We start from the raw sequence: 19412 nt of genomic DNA, 5'->3' as shown, positions 1-19412 counted from the left end.
CGAAAGTTGCATAATTTACGCTAGAATCGAAGAGTAATAGACGGTAACATGACGTTAGCAATGTATTTCTATCTATTTGATTTTTAATGAAAAATATACTTTTAACGACTTTAAATGCTAAATATATTCATGCCAATCTTGGTTTAAGATATTTATTTGCCAATATGCATGAACTGAAGCAGTGCACACAAATCGCAGAATATACGATCAAAACCCGCGCGATCGACATTGTTGAAAATATTCTGGACAAAGATCCTTCAATTGTTGGTTTTGGCGTCTACATCTGGAATATTGAAGAAACTTTCGCCGTCGTTGCTCAGCTCAAAGCTGTTCGTCCCGACATAACGATTATTCTCGGTGGTCCAGAAGTCAGTTACGAGTCGGACGTTCACCCTATCGCCCAACAAGTTGACTACATTGTTACCGGAGCTGCAGACATTAGTTTTTACGAGTTGTGTAAAAGCATTCTGGATTCACGAGCGCCAATCAACAAATTGATTAAATCAAAGCCCATTGATTTGAAAGAGTTAGAATTTCCTTACGAGTATTATACGAATGAAGATCTGGCACATCGACTCATCTACGTTGAAGCCTCCCGTGGCTGCCCTTTTAAATGTGAATTTTGTCTTTCAGCATTGGATAAAACCAGTTACCCATTTGAGTTAGAATCATTTCTTAATCAAATGGATCAACTATTCCAACGCGGCGCACGCCATTTCAAATTTGTGGATCGTACATTCAATCTGAAAATTGCCACAACATTAAAAATACTCGACTTTTTCCTTGAGAAAATTGAACACGAACTGTTTCTACATTTTGAAGTCATTCCCGATCATCTGCCCGATAAACTTAAAGAAAAACTTAAAGAGTTCCCGGAAGGCAGTTTGCAGTTTGAAATCGGTATACAAACCTTTAAACCAGAAGTGCAAAGTTTGATTAGTCGGAAACAAAATAATGACAAGTCAAAAGAAAATTTGCGTTGGTTAAAAAACAATACCCATGCACATATTCACGCGGACTTAATATTTGGGCTTCCTAGCGAAACATATGAGTCGTTTGCTGAAAGCTTTAATACTCTGTATCAATGTGCTCCACATGAAATTCAGTTAGGAATACTAAAGCGCCTAAAAGGCAGTCCGATCATACGTCATACTCAAGAATTTGATCTGACATTTAATCCATTACCGCCATATAATATTCTAAGTACGTCTACAGTTGATTTCGCAACGATGCAAAGAGTCAATCGTTTTGCTCGCTATTGGGATATGATCGGTAATTCGGGACGATTTAAACACAGCCTTCCGTTGTTAATTGAACAATCACCATTTGAAAGATTCACCGCACTGACCGACTGGTTATTTTCTATAACACAGCAAACTCACCAAATTAACTTGAAAAAACTGTTTGGAATATTACTCAATGTCGATGAATTGTTTCCTGATGTTGATATAGAGGCCTATAAAATACAGCTTTATCTTGATTATGAAAAAACGAAACTCAAAGGTCGCTTAGAAAAAACTCCGCTTAACAAAACAGATAACAGTCAAAAGAAACGTTCAGTACGTCAATTGCGACATGCAGGATAACAAATAGGACAAATTATGACGCTCGACAGTATCGCTTACCAGTCTTTTATTTATATGTCACTTTTGTTCACTATATTACTCGGGCTTGGTGTCCTTGTTGTAATTATTATTTACATCATTGATGTAAAACAAAAGCAACATACCATTCGTAGAAATTATCCCGTTATTGGCCGATTTCGCTATTGGTTTGAACATCTGGGTGAGTTTTTTCGTCAGTATTTCTTTGCTATGGATCGAGAAGAATTACCATTTAATCGCGCAGAACGCAGTTGGGTTTATCGTGCGGCGAAAGACGTTAACCGCACCATAGCGTTTGGCTCTACCCGAGACTTAACGGAGCCAGGCACTGTGCTATTTATGAATTCTGCTTTTCCGACTTTGGAAGAAGATATAACCGTAGCCGATCCGCTTGTCATTGGTGAAGGGTGTTCTACACCCTATCACGCAAAATCATTTTTTAATATTTCAGGTATGAGTTTCGGTGCATTATCGAAGCCAGCCATTCAAGCGTTATCCAAAGGTGCAGCGAAAGCAGGCTGTTGGTTAAATACTGGCGAAGGTGGACTGTCTCAATATCACCTTGAGGGCGGTTGCGATTTGGTAATGCAAATAGGAACAGCCAAATATGGCGTACGTGACGAACATGGAAAGTTAAGTGATGAGAAACTAAAAAAACTAGCGCAACTTGATCAAATAAAAATGTTTGAAGTAAAGCTCAGTCAAGGGGCAAAACCAGGGAAAGGTGGCATCCTACCGGCTCATAAAGTTACCGAAGAAATTTCAGAAATTCGTGGGATTCCCGTCGGTCAAGCCTCAATATCACCCAATGGTCATCCAGAAATCAAATCTCCCGAACAATTGCTCGAATTTATCAATCATATACGTCGCGTTACCGGTAAGCCCGTCGGATTCAAAGCCGTCATTGGCGATGCACTTTGGTTACTGCAATTATTCGAACGCATCAGAGAACAAGGTGAAGCATCTGCACCCGACTTTATTACCATCGACAGTGCCGACGGAGGAACCGGTGCAGCTCCTCAACCCTTAATGGATTATATGGGATTAACCATCAAAGAGAGTTTGCCCTGGGTCGTCAATGCATTAGAAGAATACAAGCTACGGCAACGCATTAAAGTGATTGTTTCAGGCAAGTTAATCACACCTTCTCGCGTTGCCTGGGCGCTTTGCGTTGGCGCTGACTTTGTTGTATCGGGTCGTGGATTTATGTTTGCGCTTGGATGTATTCAAGCAATGCAATGTAATAAAAATACATGTCCGACAGGCGTAACAACGCACGATAAAAAGCTTCAAAAAGGATTAGTTCCAATGAACAAAGCTGAAAGGGTCGCTAATTATCACCATGCAATCGAACATGACGTTGGAATGATTGCCCATTCTTGTGGCGTTTCCGATCCGCGCAAATTGAATCATTCACACATACGAGTGGTTCAACAAAATGGCTATTCGATACCAGTCAAAGAATTGTGAATGAAATAGGCCTTTTATGAAATTAAAAATCATTAAAGGCCGATAAGTTCATTGCTGGCCTAAATAATCCACAATATCTCGACTCTCATAGAGCCACTGCTCATTGCCGTTGTCGATTATTTTTAAACAAGGAACTTGAGTTTTACCTCCTCCAGCCATGAGCTCATTTCTAAAGTCCGTATTTTCCATAATATTTTTTAAAATAACCTCAACTTTCATGTTAGGTAGTTCACTAAGAACTAACTGACAAAAAGGACAAGATGGAAAATAAAATAATTCAAAAGATTTCATAATTAATACTTCTCTAAAAATAACGATCAAAGATTAAAATCGAGCATTTCTGGTAATAGCATTAAAAACCATTCGCTCTATTTCAACCACTTTAAAAATCGAAATCAGCGTTTACTGCTCCAGACGAACTTGGCTAATGTTTTTGTGTCCATCATTCCACAGCTGATATTCGTTACTGCAAATATAATAAAGTTGGCCCAATGATTCAGGACGACCGCGCACCATTAAAGACTTTATACGTCGATTTTTACGATGTCGTTCTGCGACTTTCATTAATGTTTGATTAGTTTGGTCATAATAGACTATATACCATGCAGCTTGCGGAGTTTTAAAGTGACCGCGCGCTTTAGGAACTCCGCCTAAGTCACTGACAATACGCTTCCAATGCGAACCATGCCCATTTTCTCGGTAAAGCTCCCAAGCTACAGCATGCGCCACTTCATGTAAAAAAGTATCCATGATCACCTCATGAGAATTTAACTTGAGATGATGACGACTTAATGTTAATAATTTTCTCGAAGGAAAACAGGCTCCAGCACGCCGTTTGGCATTATCTTGCCCGAGTCGCCATGTCTTAAGCTGAGGAAAACGACCTTGCAATGTACGAAAACTTTCTTCAATAGATTTCCAACTATTCGAGGTACATTGCTTATTCAACCCAGTCACATCATCCTACCTATCTCATAACTTCCGCGACTTTGATTATCCCATTTCAAGGCAAAATATTCCAATGCATACAATGACTAAGCTGTTCATTCTTTAAACTACAATATATCGGTTTGATATGGCAGTAAGTGGAGAATTAAATTATATTTATTCAATAAAAGCTATCTTTTGTCTGAGTGCAAATGAACAAAACCCTTTTTATCAGGATGGGAGGCGAAGCCGCCGTCGAAGCTGCCGTTAATCGGTTTTATGATAAACTGCTCAAAAACAAGGATTTGATTCCTTACTTCCAACATATTTCAATTAACGAGCAAAAAGATAAGCTACGGAATTTTTTTACCAATATTATGGGCGGACCGGTGCAAACCACACCGAAAGATCTCAGAGAAGCTCACTCGACTTTAGTGGACGATGGTCTCGGTGACTATCATGTTGACTTATTTATTGACTATATGCGTGACACTCTAACCGAATTAGAAGTCCCAGCAGAGCTTATCGAAGAATTCATCGAATTATGTGAATCATATCGCGACGATATACTCAATCGTAATTCATCATCTAATGATGTCAAACATCCTCAGAACTAAAACTAAGATGCTACATCGACAAATTGTGACTTCATACTGATGCGTCTTTGTTTAAGCCGCTCTTTTTCTTCCCAGCAATGAACAATGTGTTCATATAATTCGTTCAGTACCTCTTCTTTTTCCATAACCAATTGGTCGAGATTACCTTCTCCTGAATTTTGTTTCTCAATAATTTCAACTATTTCTTCCGCTAAAGCGTGAGAAATAATTTCATCGTCGTACTTACCTTTGCGCAAGTTTTTGATATGGAAAGCAGCAAACTCTCGATTCAGCTTACGCTGCTTATAGCGCGATACGAACGAATGTATCAATATTCCACTGCAAAGTGAAATAATTACGGACATAATAAGAATTGCAACATCAGGTGACAGTGACATAACTCTTTACTCCTTCGCTGTAGACGCTTAGATGTATTCCTTAGTTTTAAACAGCTTTCGATCGTTTAACAAAACTGGCCAATCGATCAAACCGTTCGAAAATAAATCGCTTAAATAAAACCATGACGGTAAGCAAATTAATCGTCGGCATTGAATAAGTCATAATTTTCGCCATGGTTCCGCCATCGAAATAATTCCAATCGATGGCTTGAATAAAATTAAATAACATATAAGCCAGACTCAAATACAAAATCTGTAAGTCTTCATCGCACGAATAGCGAGAATTAAACTTTAAATAAATAACCGTAAATACAGGAAATTCGAGAGCTACCCACCACAAGTTCCAAGTAACTTTCGCATTTCCCCAGTCCCAGATGTAATCAAACATTACAAAATAAACAACATGGGACAGAAATATGATTAAGGACAACAAAAGTAAAGACGTTAATCGGCGATTCACAAAAATAGCCAGCGCCATTAACGCCAGCAATATAAACCGAAAATTATCTAATACTAATTCTGTCATTAATCCTACTTAATAACTCAATGTGTCTTCTTCTTCACCTTCGCCTTTATCACCTTCAGGGTTGTCAGGTGGTGTTGTTCCACCATTTCCACCAACCAACGTAGGCTTACACTCCGACTCAGCAGTTTGGTCGACACAATTGTGAACACTATCCGGGTTCGAGCTGTTCAAAAAAAACGTCAAGATAAACGCAAATAAATCCATAACAATTCTCCGATGAAAGCTTTTTTAATTTTATAAACGCTAAAAATCGTTCAAGAACAAATTGCTCTTGCGTAACTGCCCTGTCGTTGATCGAAACCAAATAACTTAACTGCTAACTTTTTATTTTATAACAAGCAGTTACACAAGCATTTATTACAAATTGAGAAATAATTATCCATTTATTTTGATAGATGAGATGCACTTTTTCGGCTATTTGAGAACCAATTCATCATACTTTTTTAGTGGATTTCTATTTGAGATTACTAAAATTAGAAGTCTAGATGGCAAGTAAGATAGCTTTATATTTTCGATGATATTTCTTTCAATGATGTGAATAATATTATTTCTCTCTATGAGCGTTCTAATAGGATGCAAACTCTTCAATTAAGTTAGCCAACTTATCATCCAAGTGCCCTTCAAACTCATCTAAGCTTTTACTAAAAAGACTTAAATATTTTTCTGCTTGTTCATGGTTCATTCTCTTCCCTAGAACATAATACTCAATCTCAGGTAATGTTTTGTCGTTTCTCGGTACGATATTCCAAATGACATAGTCAGAGTCGAGTGTCTGTACATTCTTTTGAGCAAATGCACAAAAGTCGTCGATAAAGCTTTTACCTTGAGGACCCAAGCAACCTGGCTCAACTCGAAATGTTACCGCTAACTTTTTGTCCTCGGATAGAGGTAGTGAACTTTTCATAATACGACTCTCGAGTTCCAATAATTCATCAATCTTCAGAGACCGACATCGAGCTTAAAATACAGACACGCTTTATAAAAACGATCTTTACAACAAAAAATAAGTGTCAACTCACTATTTGATAAAAAACTTACTCCAGTTGTAACAACTGGAAAGCCATTTTTCTAAAGCTCGAGCCTATTCCTTCAGTGTAATAAATATAAAACCGACCGCAACTTTATTTGTAGAACTTAAAATATGAGGAAATCAGAGCTTTCATCGTTTTTAATCCTAAAGTCATTTTTGGTTAAGATGCGAAAATTTCATACAAAGCAGACACTCCACCGTCCAAAAAAGAAGTAATTAAAAATGGAACGATTAACCCTATTATTAATCCCCAAAATAATGAAAATACTATTGGGCTTTCCTTTTTCGCTTGCGTAGCCCAGATTGAACTCATATGAGTCGCAACAACAATTACGACTATCGTTAGCAGTGCAAGTGCATAGCCGGTGATTGCTGAAGACTGGGACCCAAGAAAAGCCAGACTAGCAACAATAAGTGCTCCCAATAAGGATTGTTTTTGAGGCATTACTAATGCCTGCCCACTCAACATAGCGTCCCCCCTGAGAAGTGACGGTTAGATAAACCATTTTTCAGAACTAGCTTAGGTTTGCCCCGGAATAATTCCAAACTATGTAAATCGAATCCATTCATTCTACGAGCACAGTTCATTCTCATCGGCCCCAAACAGAGTAAGTCACAAAGGTTTCAATATAGAACATTTATAAATTATTGATGTCGGCGAATTTGATGAGAGAAATGCATCGGATAGCATTTAATTTGAGAATAAGTCTTTAGCTTGTTAAGTCGGTATCGACTGTCATTACTTGCTCAATTCTTGAGCTGTATTAATGCGGCTCTAACTCTTTCGCCTTAAAGAAAAGCAAAAAGCCCAGCACAGAAGCCGGGCTTTTTATCAACTGGCGGTGAGAGAGGGATTCGAACGCTCTGAGCAAGCTTTTCGAAGCTGAGTTGAATCCTTCTCTTTCCGTAATAATACTTATTTTTCAATAAATTACAGTAAAGTAGTTAAAACCGACTTTGGAATGCACCGGAATAAAAAAGTACTCCATTTGTCACAAATTTGTCACAGCTGAACCAAATCATCCCCTGAATCAGCGAGGGATTTTAAGTCAGAATCATAGCTAAATGAAATCAATTGGTTTGAAGCCAAATATACTCCAATTGCAATTCAATAATTTAACGTTACTTTTTCACCCAAAAGACTTAGAGCCCTTATCTGCAACCAGGAAGTGTAACAGTGGTTAAGTGGCTGCTCTTCACATAAGTGCTGACAGTCTTCTCTTTGTACTCATAGAAATCGCCATTTATTTCAAAACCTTCTGACCTCCAATACAACTCCGTATCCTCGGACCATACCTCACCTATATCCAAAGCTAACACTCCAAATTCTGGCCACTCAACCTCCGCTATGAAAGCGCTACTATCATAGTCAACATAATCCAATGCACCTAAGTAATTCTCGTAGTCTATAAAGCGAAACTCCATAGCGAATGTTCGATTGAGCTCATGATCTAAAGGATAATCAAATCTTTCATAACAACTGTAAATTGTATTAAATGCCAATTTTGCGGCTTCACCCTTCTCAATAGCCAGAAATACACGTTCCTTAATCGAACCATCCGTATTAGTGTAATGCCAAATACCGACGATATCTTCCCAAGCCTTTTCTTCTGAAATAACTTCCTTTGAATCTGAACCGCCGCCAGAACATGCCATTAAGATGGATAAAGATAAGACTACAATCAACAACTTGTGCTTTAACATACTACTTCCACAAAGATAAAAAGGCGCACACAATATCTCTTTTTGCAATTTCCGTAAAGACCAAATATTCCCCAAAAACTCAGAATTTTAGGCAGAATTAATCTGTTTCCATAGAGGCTATCGAACAGCTAACGCTATGTGATAAGTATACCGTTAATTGTTTGAATCTACTTTCGTAGGCTACTTAGCAAGTATACTTTATCGACTGTCCCACTGCTTGAATCTGTCCAACCATTTATAAATGTGCCTTCAAGAAATACAAATTTCCCGTTATATTTTTGTAAGTCACTAAGATGTATTCCATCAAATGATGCATGAAGAGAATTCATATAAAGCCCATGCTTAGCATCATTTTCGCTAACATAAAGAGAAACCTCGCGATCTACTATTTTTAAATAGCCAGAAACATTTACGAGTTTGTTATCAAAATCCTTTCCATTGGCAATCAATCGATAAATGGATACATACTCGATCTTACACTGATGAGTTCTATTCTCCGGCTTAATACATGGTTGTCCCTCTTTGACAACGGCATAAGATGCTGCCGATTGAAAAAGAAAAACAACAAATATTAGTCGTGCCAATAGAGTTATCATGTTTCTCACCGGAATAAAAAGAATACCTGAAAAAAGACAGGGATTTTAAGTCAGAATCAAAGTTGAATGAAATCTATTGGTTAGAAGCCATTTTCCGAATACGCCTTCTAAAAACACCCTTTTGTTTTTCAATACTTTAAATACTTTTGAAAATAAATATTCAGAAACCAAAGTAGTAACTTAGAAACCTTTAGCTCAACTGCCCACTACTAGAAATAGTTTTCTATTAAGCCCAGAGAATAATTCTAATCTTCGACCACTTAACCTATATTTAAACTTAATCAACAGGATAGTCACTAAAAATAAGAGGAATAACGTAATGCCTGAAAAGACAAAGTCTCTTTTGATAGGTGTCCTGACTTGCTTATTTATCACTAGTAATATCGTTTACAGTAATAATCATTTAGCAAGCTGTGGTCTTTGTATTGCTGGAAAAGAAGCTGAAAAACGCCGAGATGCTGTTAAGAAAGAAGCAGAAAACCGTGTTAATGGCATTTTGAAAGAAGCTGAAAAACGCCGAGATGCTGTTAAGAAAGAAGTAAAAAACCGTGTTGATACTGTTACAAAAGAAGCTAAGAAAAGAAAGCAGACTGCTCAATACATAGTCGAACTTAAGCCACACAATAATCTTGTTGTGTGCAGAAATAAAGCTTTTAGAGATACAGTTGAAGAAATCAAACGTGCTGGCATTAATATTAATGATTTAGCTTTAGCAACGGGTAACTTTGTTGAAAGCTCAGTAAATAAATGGGGAGATACTCTTTCTGATGCTGAAAAACGCGTAAGAGAAGGAAAGATTGTAGATGCCATTTGGCATGTCGCTACAGATCCTCTACGTCATAGCAGCGACAACCTTGCAAATGCAGCGATGCAATCGGACCTAGTAAACTACGCAGGGACAGCGATTGCATCTGTTTATGGTGGACCAGAAGGAGCTGCGGCTTATTCGGCTTGGCTAACTTATGAAACAACAGGAGATCTCAACTTGGCACTAAAGTCTGGTGTCACTGCAGGTTTAACTGCTCACTCAATGAACATAGTTAATACGATGCCAAATACAAGTGACTATCTATTCAGGAAAGCTCTCGCTAATGCGGCAATTAGTGGAGCAGCAGTAGCCGTAAGCGGTGGAGACGAAGCTGCAATTCGCGATGCATTTTTTAAAGGTGTGACTGTTAGTGTAGCTAGGCACGTATATCGAGAAATGACAAATTCTGGGATCGAAGGCAAAGCACCGACAAAAGAGCCGCTTTTAAAAGAATCCGAAGATGTAAAAAACAACTATCCCAAATTGGATAATGGTAACCTCGATATTAGTAAAATGGGCAAAGGGAATTCACACACTGGCCTTGCAACAAATCAAGCTAACCCGCCTTATATTTCATTTTACGAAACATCAGGCCTCATGAAAGATTTAGGTAAGGCCCCTTATATTAACGATATGGCCTATTTTCATGACCAATGGGCCGCTATTGCAGATTTAAAAGGAATTTCTGTGCAGTTAACTATTATTCCTGCAACTATTCTAACAATGAGTGGCACAAACGAAAATATTACACTACAAGTTACAAAAGAGAATATTCAAAACAAGAATAAACATTAAAGAATATTTAGCTAATCAGAGTAGTTGGCTTCGAACCAATTGGTCGGGAGTTCGAATCTCTCCGGGCGCGCCACATACCAAAGGGTTAATAGTTAATGGCTGTTAACCCTTTTTCATTTTCCCCAAAATATACCCCAAAAAACAACATATTTTAGGCAACATTATTCTGTTTCCGCTAAGGTAATCCAGCAGTTAAGGCTTGGTGGTAAATTGTTGAGTTAACATGCTGGTCCATAAGCGAAATATAATCCCATTCCATCTTTAGCAATGTTTGAATATCTTCGAAAGGACCTAAAAGATCTCCCTCTCGTGTTTTGAAATACCAGTACCTTCCTTTTTGTATATATCGAGACGTCCGTCTGAATGATCTATTCTGAAAATCCGTTTTACGCATAACCTACTTCCTTGCTTCAAGTTACACGAGTGATCTTAATTGATAAGCTAGTTGATCGTTAACGAGATTAACGGATGACTTTGTAAGTGATATCTCAATAAGGATAGTAAATTTTAACTGGAAAAAATACATTACAATTCCTTAAGCAGAGCGTTTTTGTCAGCATCTATTTAAGTGTTTTCATTTACAATACCTTGCATCTTGCTTAATACTTTTTTTTGTTCAGGTTCAACTATAAAAGTAGCAAGTCGATTTAGCCATGCCTGTGCACTGTTGTAACTTAAACCGACTTCAATACTTGTTGTTCTATTCACTAAAACAGGTTCTTTAAATACTGGACTCTTCAAGTCAAAACTTTCTATCGGAAACATTAACCAGTATTCACAGGAGTCATCTGACTGAAAGCTCACAACAAGCGAACCTCCATCCCGTAATACTTCAACACTTAAGACGTGGTTGATTTCCATATAGCACTTAACGCCGCGCTCTGCGGCAAATTTGGAGCGTAGCGGAAAATTCGTCCGACAGCAGCGCCTTGTTATAACTACTTTTCCAGCCTATCAAGCTCATACCTCAGACTTGCCATATAATCATTTAGCCTATATGGCCCTGACCAATTATTCTTTACGTTTGCGAACTGGGACGCTACGAATTTTAATAAAGCCTCTTCTTTATTTTTTACTTCAATAGCTAGGCGATATTGGTTTAATGATGCATTTAAAGGAAAGTCTTTTAACGCCTCAAGTAAAAATGTCTTGAACTCCGCTGACTGAGGTTCTATCCCAGCAAGAAAGCTCAAGGCATACTTCTCAATTTTTAGTTCTTTCCATCCGTAACGATCAATTTCTTTGAGTTTTTCTTGATCGCCAACATTCGCATACAGGAACGCCAAAACATCAAAATACTTTCTATCAGCGGGGTGACGTTTCGTAAATTTGACTAGTTGCCCTTCATATCTCTCAAGAAACTCTGCCGGCTTCATCGACTTTGACGAGATAAGCTTCTTTAATACTTCGTAAATCAAAGTAGAAGATTCAGGCAATCTAGCATTTTTCTTAAACAGCCCTATCTCGCGTAGCCGCTCAACATACGCTTGATCATCTATATTTTCATTTGAGCTGCATAGGCTAAAGTATTTCTCATTCAAGGAGTCATTTTCTAGTATTTCTGATGCCAGATCGACATCGTACTTTAGATATTCTTTCTTCGGCCGATAATTCCACCAGTCGATCTCCCATTCTGAGTCTAGTTGATACAAATCACATAATTTAAGCTTTTCTCCTGCTTTGATTTCCGATATCAGCAATTCCCGCCTTTTCTCCTGATTCTGATCAGAGAAGATTGGATACATGGCTTTTTCTATTGATGTATGATTCCTACCAAAGTCCGCTTCTTCCCATGACGAAAAAGCCTTTTCGGCTTGATCAGTCAGCAGGTATGCATGCGTCATATATGCACTTACAATGGGATTGTCATTGAAAATGTTACTCTCACGAAATTTTTCATAATATGCAAGAGCCAAAGAGTAGTTACCTAATCTATGCTCGTGAATCCCTCTTTCAAACATCACATAAGGATTTTCTGGTTCTTTTTTCTCCGCCTCGAGCATGAGTTTGTAACTTGCATCAAAATCGCTTTGAAATAGCATATTTCCCAGTATGAAATAATCATATATGGTTTTTTTAGAATCAGGGATTAAGGCCTTAAGTCGTTTATTGGATTCACTTACTCTGCCCTCTGTAAACAGAATCGTGATCTCTTTTTGAGAGGTAAAATCATTGTATACCCCCCCCTGTTTCGACATTCCATTTTTGAAGGCTTCGACATCAAACGCATGTGAACCAACACTAAGAAATAATATGAACATTAAGCTTAAGGCTCGAACCATGAGTGCTCCTAGTTATAACGCCCGCTTAAAGTGCGCCGCCAGGCGTCACCTTTGAAGCGATTGTTATGCAATTTCAACCACCAATGCGCTGCCTTTTCTCCCTGCTTTACACAAAGCATCATATAGATAAAAGACACCACTCTCTTGCTCATTTTCCCACTCTTTTATTCTGGTAATAGGTGCTAGATCCTTTATTAGATCTTCAATTTCACTCGGTAGAACCCAGGAGATCTTATATACACCATCATCAGACTCATATTTATGACCGCTACACTTTGCGATCGACATTCCATCAAATAGGAGCGTATTATAGATTCTTTGAGCATGATTCGAGCTATCGGGCAGCACTGTCTTTAAACTGTCGGCATATCTGAATAATTTCATCATTGAGGTATCAATCTTTTCAAATAATGAATATTCAACACCCGTGACTGAACTCAACTCTTCATACATAATCAATTCGTCTACAACCCTATCAATAAGCGCAGCCTCTTCGCTAGAATCAACGCTGAGAGATGAAGGGCCATGCTTGTTCATATGGCACGCCATTCTATAAATAGACTCGTTATAGTCTTCTGGGTATTTGATTCGACAATTATCCATGCACTTAATTAAATTATGGAGATTCTCAAAGACAATACTCTCTATACCATCCTTTTGCCCTAGAGAATAATGTACATATGTACCCATAAAGCTACCTTACGTTGAACTCTGGTGCGACCGCCTAACGTCGTACGCTGATGCCGGAGCACTTTGTGCGGAGGTCTTGCAGCCGTACTTTGTTAGGAGTTTTCACTGTTTAATATTTCCAATATTCTAGGCATTGTATATTTCTCATGAGGAACAACGTCATCAGCGTCACCTCTGTGTTGATATTCACCCTCATCAAAGGCCAAATATATATCCCATGCCGGTGAAGGAATCGTGTTGCAATTTGATTCCAAAAACTTCTTTTCTGTCATAAAAGCAGACAACCAATTTGCTGCGCCGTCACAAAACTCGTAATCATATTTTGAATCACGATACCCTCTCGCCAATTCAATAGCGAAATCATTCACAAACTCAACCAGGCTATATCCTTGCTCAGAGGCCCACGAAATTGCTGTTTCGAATTCCAGCTCATTATCACTAGCTTTTATCAACACTTCAGCCAGGTTCATCTGTACTCCTAACGCCCGGCTCACCGAGCAAATTTTTGATGGCGGCTTTTTTGCCACGCAAAAAAGGTGACAGCGAAAATTTGTCCGGTACAGCCGCTTGTTAAGCGCATTGTTTCAGGACCCGAATGATACGCCTTGCCTGTTTCTCTACATACTTCCATTCCCAGAGGGAAGGCTCTTTAAATTCTGGGTAAGTTTGAAACCATGCCTCAGCACGCTTTTGTGAATTAACTGAAACACTTACCGCTGGTTTAAGTTTGTTTTTTAAATCGATTTGCAATTGGATTAGACCCCATCCGCTCGCCACATAGCGAAAAGTTGCTCCGTTGCACTTTGCGGGATTAAGTGACTTCCTTTCTGAGAAAAAGTAGCCTTTTGCCTCCGGGTAATATATCGAAAAATTCGCAGAGTGAGCATTGCCATCAATTGCACTGCTAATACCGCGTAACAAGGCTTCTTCAGTTTTATATTGCTTCAACTCAGAATCAAAGTCCGAGTAATCCTGATAGGCAACAGCGGGCTCAGAGAATATTGCACTCACAATATCTCCAATTTTGGATACTTCTATTTCCTCTGCTCGTTGCATCTTCTTTTTCGCTTAACATTGGGTTAAACGGACCCTAAGAACCGTTTAATAAATTAAGTTCATTTTAACACATCTAACTGAAACCGTTGCCACAACAGGCCTATAAACAATTCACAACTCTCTTTTGAAGGACAAAAAGCGGACCGCTGCGCGTTATAATATCCTAGCTCATTCCTTAACCGAAAATTAAAATATTTAAATCAAAGACTTACAGAATTTTGAAAATCACTACCGAAAAAGTACGGACCGCTAAACTTAGTATGAAAGAAAAATTTACTGTCTCACATAAGCAAGTGCGAATTGACCCAGTACTATCGCAGCTTTTTACGTGCTGACAGGCACATAAACCACCCGAGCATTATTCATCCCTAAATCAATCACGCCGAAGGCTTTGCCTTGCCCAAAATCATTCACTAGATTGGGTGTTGGACTCAATCCAAATTGCGCAACGACTTTACCGTTGAGCACCGGGTAATTATTCGTATTACCATCGATTAAAATAACGAGCGATCCTGGCGCGCCCCCGCCCCCAGAACCGGCAGAAATCGGAGACGCATCAACGCCCTGCGCGCCTCCCTCACCCGATAAATCATAAAGGCCGGAAACACCGACACCCGAACCTCGTGATACTAAAACCAAAGAACCTCCACCGAATCCGCCAAGCCCGCCATCAACAAACGCATTCGTTTGACGATTCCAAGCGCGCCCGCCTTGAGCGCCAACCGTCCCACGCATGTCTTCTGGAATGCCCGATAAGGTTCCCGAATTATTCTGAATGGTTAAATCCGGCAAGGTATCGTTGAGACCATTCATCTGCGGCCGACTGCCATAATCAATAACCGGCTGACCATCGGCAATCCGATAGGTGACTTGCGCGCCGCCAATGGTGGTTCCGATAAAGTTCGAATTTCCTTCGGTACTTTTCGCACGCACCAAACCATCATTCTGAAAATAGCCCATCACCGCCAAACCCACATTGTTTTCAATCGTTAAGGTGCGACCATTCGGCACCGTTAAATCCCCCAGCACAAAGTACCAAGTGCGCGTGTCGGGGTTCCCGGTGAGGGTTCCGTCTAAAGTTAAAAATCCATCACTGTCGATACTCAAAAGCGTACTCGCATCGGTGCCTTGTTCGCTGTACCAACTGTCGGGGAGTGTTGAGTCCGAACCATCGTCGGGCGCTTCTTCAAGCGCTCTTGAGGAAGCAAAAAGCTTTACACTGACGCGCCCATCGATAAGATTCGTTTTCACTTGTTGAACTTCAAACACACGATTCAGCGGGGCATCGGTGGTCGGGTCAGTGATGGTTGGCAAGTCCACACGCACCGTTTCCCCCACTTGCAAACCAAACACCGTTGGCAGTAAATCCAAATCCAATTCAAACGGTGGAAACGAATACCTGTCCCGAAATGCCGCTAAGAGTTGTCGCAGGGTTGAGGTCGTTTGCCGCGAGTTATGAAGCCCTTTGAGTTTTATCGATAAGGTATCGTAACCACGATTAAACTCACGACTCGTTTCCGACAGGAGTATTGACTGCCGGGAATAGCCTTCGGCCTGATTTGGAATGGACACAAAATTCCATTGAATGTCGATGAGGTTTTTCACCTTCGATAATTGATACCTTAAATCGGAATAACGAATGATGTTCGAGGCATTTAAGGTTTGCGTGTAATCGGTTTGCGCAATCACCCGCGATAGACGTTTTAAGGATAACGCACCTTCGGCACCAATCGGTAAATACGCAATCATCCGTAACAGCTGCCGCTCAATAAAACTTTTCCCTTCGGTTTTTTCCAAATCCTGAAAACGATAAATCAAACCGAGTAAATAATTATTCGGATCAAACCAATCTTCACCGACGTTTTCAAACGAGTCACGATTCACCCAACGCTCCTCAATGCCTAAATGCCAACGTTCAGGCAGAGAGCCGCCGCCGATAATGTCACCCGTTAAGAGCGCATACACCATCGCGGGCATGGGCATTTCTAAATACACGTATTCCATTACCGTAATTTGGTCGTCTTCCTCACCGCTGTCATCAAACTCAAAGGTCAGTGGCGTGGTGTAAAACAACCCGCGCGTAATGCCCGTAAATTGATTCTCCGTTTTTCCGGTCACTCTTACGATTTCAAAATCATCGCCGTTTTTGAGTTTTAAATAGAGCACCGTTTCATTCGGTGCATCGCCAAAGCTTGACGTGTGCTCACAAAACTCAAAGCCTTCGGTTGAGACAACCGACATCACGTCATCACTCGGTAACACCGATTGCGTTATCGTGGTTTCCGCCACATCAAAAATCTGTTTTTTAGCGCTGCGCTGAATGTCGGAACATTGAAACCGATAACGACCATCACCCATCGAAATGGAGTTATCAATCAGTTGCGTTTGAATCAGCAGAAAGTCAGCAAAGTCGGTGCCGACTTTGCCGCGATAAACCTCAACCGGCACCCGCTTTAACCCTTCGTTATTATCAAACCGCGCTTTCAATTCAGTGCTTAATCCTAAATCCAAAACAGTAAAACTTATCGAGCCAATTTCCGCACGCGACTCATCCGAATTTAATTTTTGCGAAACAGAGGTATTCGGAATGAGAGAGCCTTGAAGCGTCGTGTTTGGCAAGCCACTCGTAACATGCGTTGTGATAAATAAGGGCTCGGTAAAATCAAACTTAATAACGGTCGCAATCGACTGCGAGTTCGAGCGCACTTCATTGAGAAAAATTTCAGACATGATTTTCCTTAAAGAAATTAACTCACTCGAATGACTTTAAAGGACGGACTTAAATACGCCCCAAACCGCGATTCTTTGTAAGAGTTTTTCACCAGGCGGCAGGTAATAACCGAGTCGGGACCGTCAGGAATATTTCGCGCATCAAACGAAAACGTTTCACCGTTGGTACAGCTTGCCGCAAACTCACGCCATTTTTTAATTTGCGTAGCGTCTTGCGCTTCGATTTGCAGTGCGTAACCCGTTTCATAACGATGCAAGGTCGACACCATCGTGCCATCGAGTGATTCAAACTGTTTACCAAAAAACTTGGGCGCGTAATCGAACACTTCACCCGCTCCAGCAACAACACCGGGGCCACCGACAATTTCTCGAAGCGGTGTGTAATTGATTGTGATCATTAAGAAGTCTCTTTAAAGTGCGTTGTCGTTAAACCGCTTCGCGAAGCTCTTGTCCATTCCGCGAATTGGGGTCGACTAAAATAATGTCGTTTTCTCGAACGACTTGGGCAAAGCGCTCGGCATCGGCAATCGGATCAAGGGCGTTAAAGTTTTCAAAATGAAAGTTATACACCGGCGCGACGTTTTGCTGCTGCGTTTCAAAGCCGCCCAGTTGCGTGTACTGGCGTTCAGGCGCATTAACACTGGGGGCGGCAGGCGCACTGCCACCCAGTGACACCGAACTTCCGCTACTTCCCAAATTCGTGCCTTTGATTTTGGAGACTAAGGTTGCCCCTTGCGCTGCCACTTGCGCGGCAAAACCTAAGTTCGCGGGGTAGGGGTTATTGAGCGCTTTGGCGACACCGCCTGTGATAGAAATAATACTTTCGGCAATACCGAGTGTTTTTGTTAAACCAAACGACTCGCCCGCAAACGAAGACACCAGTTGCAGCGCACTGCTCGCAAACTGCATGGTGTTTTGAATGCGCTGTTGATTTAAATTCGCTTCCAGTTTTTCTTGGCGTTTACCGTAGTCTTTGGTGAGCTTTTCTTTGCGATCAAAGTACTGCCACTCGCTGATAAAGTTTTTATCGAGCGCTTGATCCAATAACATCTGATCCCGCTCGTACTTTTGCAGCAATAACTCTTCTTCGGTGAGCCACTGCTCTTGCATCCGTTCGAGTTTCGATTGAAAACGTCCGGCTTCTTGCTCATCGGTTTTGGGTCCCGTCGAACCCGTTTCGACTTTCTCCGATTCACGAATTTCCAAAATCTTTGCACGGATTTTCTCATCCGCTTCCGTCATGATGGATTCGATGTTTTCCGTAATGACTTTCGACGGTAAGTCTTGCGCCAATAAGGTTTGAAGTTGGTTGGTGGTTTCTTGAAGCGCGGCCGCTTGCGCATCTCGAAACATTTCAAGGGACGCCGGAACTTTGGCTTGAAAGTCTTCAGAAAAATGTTGAACTTTTTTAAGCGCCGCTCCGGCTTCTTCTCCTACTCGCCCGGGCAATTCAGCGAGCTGTTCAAGCGTCCAGCGAAGAGGTTTGGTAATGCCTTGCATGATGGCATTAAATACCGTGGCCGCAGCTTCCGTCGCTCCAACCGCAAGCTCGGCCATGCCAAGCGATAAAATATTCGCGCCCGCCTTTGCGCCTTTGAGTAAAATATTAATGCCGTGCAAACCATCGGCAAAAATACCGACACCGCGAGCGCCGACATAAAAGGCTTTGCGCACCGTATCACCCATCACATCGGAATCGTTCGCCGTATGAACTATGCGCTCACCAATGACTTCTAAAATCGGAGACACTTGGGTGGTCAGTTGATTACCAAAGCCTTGCCAGAGTGCACCGACGCGTTCAAGCGAACGCTCCGCCGCTTTCATTTTCGCCGCATCGAGTTCCGAAATGGACACACCAAAGGCGCGCGCTTCTTCTTGTAAGGATTTTAGTTTTTCTGCGCCGTTATCGAGCAGCGGTAACAAATAGGTCGCATCGTTTCCGAGCTCTTCCAGATAAAAGGATTTCTCCGCTTGCGAGCCAACGCTTTCTAATCCTTCGGCTATTTTTAACAGCTGCTTTTCAGGCGAGAGCTTAATCAGCTCATCCACATTCAAATTCAGCTGCTTAATGGCATTGGCCGCAGGGCCTCCCCCGGTCGCGGCAAAGTCACCAATCTTTTCATTCACGTCTTTAAAAATGTCGGCCATTTTATCCGACGAAATGTTCACGGTACTGGCGGCGTAACTCCATTCACTCATC

General features: G+C 40.7%; 22 protein-coding genes. 4 read left to right on the top strand and 18 right to left on the bottom strand.

The window, feature by feature from the left end; genetic code table 11:
- The first annotated feature begins 86 nt into the window (after nt 1-86).
- Nucleotides 87-1586 (top strand): B12-binding domain-containing radical SAM protein, encoded by a 1500-nt coding sequence (locus FAX86_RS19075; RefSeq protein ID WP_144395089.1) that lies wholly within the window; start codon nt 87-89, stop codon nt 1584-1586.
- A gap of 15 nt (nt 1587-1601) precedes the next feature.
- Nucleotides 1602-3074 (top strand): FMN-binding glutamate synthase family protein, encoded by a 1473-nt coding sequence (locus FAX86_RS19070; RefSeq protein WP_144395088.1) that lies wholly within the window; start codon nt 1602-1604, stop codon nt 3072-3074.
- 48 nt (nt 3075-3122) lie between these two features.
- Here FAX86_RS19070 and FAX86_RS19065 read toward each other — a convergent pair whose 3' ends face one another.
- Both FAX86_RS19065 and FAX86_RS19060 read right to left on the bottom strand, forming a co-directional pair.
- Nucleotides 3123-3365, bottom strand: a complete 243-nt coding sequence (locus tag FAX86_RS19065; protein WP_144395087.1) for a glutathione S-transferase N-terminal domain-containing protein — start codon at nt 3363-3365, stop codon at nt 3123-3125.
- A gap of 111 nt (nt 3366-3476) precedes the next feature.
- Nucleotides 3477-4031, bottom strand: coding sequence for a SprT-like domain-containing protein (locus FAX86_RS19060; RefSeq protein ID WP_144395086.1), 555 nt, complete (start codon nt 4029-4031; stop codon nt 3477-3479).
- Between the two features lie 182 nt (nt 4032-4213).
- Between FAX86_RS19060 and FAX86_RS19055 the strand changes: the two genes are divergently transcribed.
- The gene (locus FAX86_RS19055; RefSeq protein WP_144395085.1) at nt 4214-4618 is read left to right on the top strand and encodes a group I truncated hemoglobin; all 405 of its coding nucleotides are present in this window, start codon (nt 4214-4216) and stop codon (nt 4616-4618) included.
- Nucleotides 4619-4620: 2 nt separating this feature from the next.
- On the opposite strand, the gene FAX86_RS19050 is transcribed toward FAX86_RS19055, so the two are convergent.
- The 7 genes from FAX86_RS19050 to FAX86_RS19020 all read right to left on the bottom strand — a co-directional run bounded on the left by FAX86_RS19050 (nt 4621) and on the right by FAX86_RS19020 (nt 8851).
- Nucleotides 4621-4995: a hypothetical protein gene (locus FAX86_RS19050; RefSeq protein ID WP_144395084.1), complete on the bottom strand. Its 375-nt coding sequence runs from the start codon at nt 4993-4995 to the stop codon at nt 4621-4623.
- Nucleotides 4996-5041: 46 nt separating this feature from the next.
- Entirely contained in the window at nt 5042-5521 is a 480-nt protein-coding gene (locus tag FAX86_RS19045) for a hypothetical protein (protein ID WP_144395083.1), read from the bottom strand.
- Nucleotides 5522-5530: 9 nt separating this feature from the next.
- Entirely contained in the window at nt 5531-5725 is a 195-nt protein-coding gene (locus FAX86_RS19040) for a hypothetical protein (RefSeq protein WP_144395082.1), read from the bottom strand.
- Between the two features lie 361 nt (nt 5726-6086).
- Entirely contained in the window at nt 6087-6425 is a 339-nt protein-coding gene (locus tag FAX86_RS19035) for a hypothetical protein (protein WP_144395081.1), read from the bottom strand.
- A gap of 286 nt (nt 6426-6711) precedes the next feature.
- Nucleotides 6712-7020 (bottom strand): hypothetical protein, encoded by a 309-nt coding sequence (locus FAX86_RS19030; protein ID WP_144395080.1) that lies wholly within the window; start codon nt 7018-7020, stop codon nt 6712-6714.
- 683 nt (nt 7021-7703) lie between these two features.
- Nucleotides 7704-8255 (bottom strand): hypothetical protein, encoded by a 552-nt coding sequence (locus FAX86_RS19025; RefSeq protein WP_144395079.1) that lies wholly within the window; start codon nt 8253-8255, stop codon nt 7704-7706.
- A 167-nt stretch (nt 8256-8422) separates the two neighbouring features.
- The gene (locus FAX86_RS19020) at nt 8423-8851 is read right to left on the bottom strand and encodes a hypothetical protein (protein ID WP_144395078.1); all 429 of its coding nucleotides are present in this window, start codon (nt 8849-8851) and stop codon (nt 8423-8425) included.
- Nucleotides 8852-9170: 319 nt separating this feature from the next.
- On the opposite strand from FAX86_RS19020, the gene FAX86_RS19015 reads away from it, so the two are divergent.
- Nucleotides 9171-10454, top strand: a complete 1284-nt coding sequence (locus tag FAX86_RS19015) for a hypothetical protein (protein WP_144395077.1) — start codon at nt 9171-9173, stop codon at nt 10452-10454.
- A 175-nt stretch (nt 10455-10629) separates the two neighbouring features.
- Here FAX86_RS19015 and FAX86_RS19010 read toward each other — a convergent pair whose 3' ends face one another.
- The 9 genes from FAX86_RS19010 to FAX86_RS22320 all read right to left on the bottom strand — a co-directional run.
- Nucleotides 10630-10848: a DUF6316 family protein gene (locus FAX86_RS19010; RefSeq protein WP_144395076.1), complete on the bottom strand. Its 219-nt coding sequence runs from the start codon at nt 10846-10848 to the stop codon at nt 10630-10632.
- Between the two features lie 170 nt (nt 10849-11018).
- Nucleotides 11019-11315: a hypothetical protein gene (locus FAX86_RS19005; protein WP_144395075.1), complete on the bottom strand. Its 297-nt coding sequence runs from the start codon at nt 11313-11315 to the stop codon at nt 11019-11021.
- 77 nt (nt 11316-11392) lie between these two features.
- Nucleotides 11393-12736, bottom strand: coding sequence for a tetratricopeptide repeat protein (locus FAX86_RS19000; RefSeq protein WP_144395074.1), 1344 nt, complete (start codon nt 12734-12736; stop codon nt 11393-11395).
- Nucleotides 12737-12799: 63 nt separating this feature from the next.
- Nucleotides 12800-13426, bottom strand: a complete 627-nt coding sequence (locus FAX86_RS18995) for a hypothetical protein (RefSeq protein WP_144395073.1) — start codon at nt 13424-13426, stop codon at nt 12800-12802.
- 92 nt (nt 13427-13518) lie between these two features.
- Entirely contained in the window at nt 13519-13896 is a 378-nt protein-coding gene (locus tag FAX86_RS18990; protein ID WP_144395072.1) for a hypothetical protein, read from the bottom strand.
- A 100-nt stretch (nt 13897-13996) separates the two neighbouring features.
- Entirely contained in the window at nt 13997-14482 is a 486-nt protein-coding gene (locus FAX86_RS18985; RefSeq protein WP_144395071.1) for a hypothetical protein, read from the bottom strand.
- Nucleotides 14483-14806: 324 nt separating this feature from the next.
- The gene (locus tag FAX86_RS18980; protein ID WP_144395070.1) at nt 14807-17212 is read right to left on the bottom strand and encodes a hypothetical protein; all 2406 of its coding nucleotides are present in this window, start codon (nt 17210-17212) and stop codon (nt 14807-14809) included.
- Nucleotides 17213-17229: 17 nt separating this feature from the next.
- On the bottom strand, nt 17230-17610 hold the full coding sequence (locus FAX86_RS18975) for a hypothetical protein (RefSeq protein WP_144395069.1): 381 nt from the start codon (nt 17608-17610) through the stop codon (nt 17230-17232).
- Between the two features lie 28 nt (nt 17611-17638).
- The coding region (locus FAX86_RS22320; protein WP_205859262.1) for a hypothetical protein at nt 17639-19412 on the bottom strand (1774 nt) is incomplete at its 5' end.

The organism is Pleionea sediminis (genome assembly GCF_007570825.1).
GTDB classification, from domain to species: domain Bacteria; phylum Pseudomonadota; class Gammaproteobacteria; order Enterobacterales; family Kangiellaceae; genus Pleionea; species Pleionea sediminis.
Note: the sequence above shows the minus strand (reverse complement) of the source record. Positions and strands in the feature narration are given on the sequence as shown.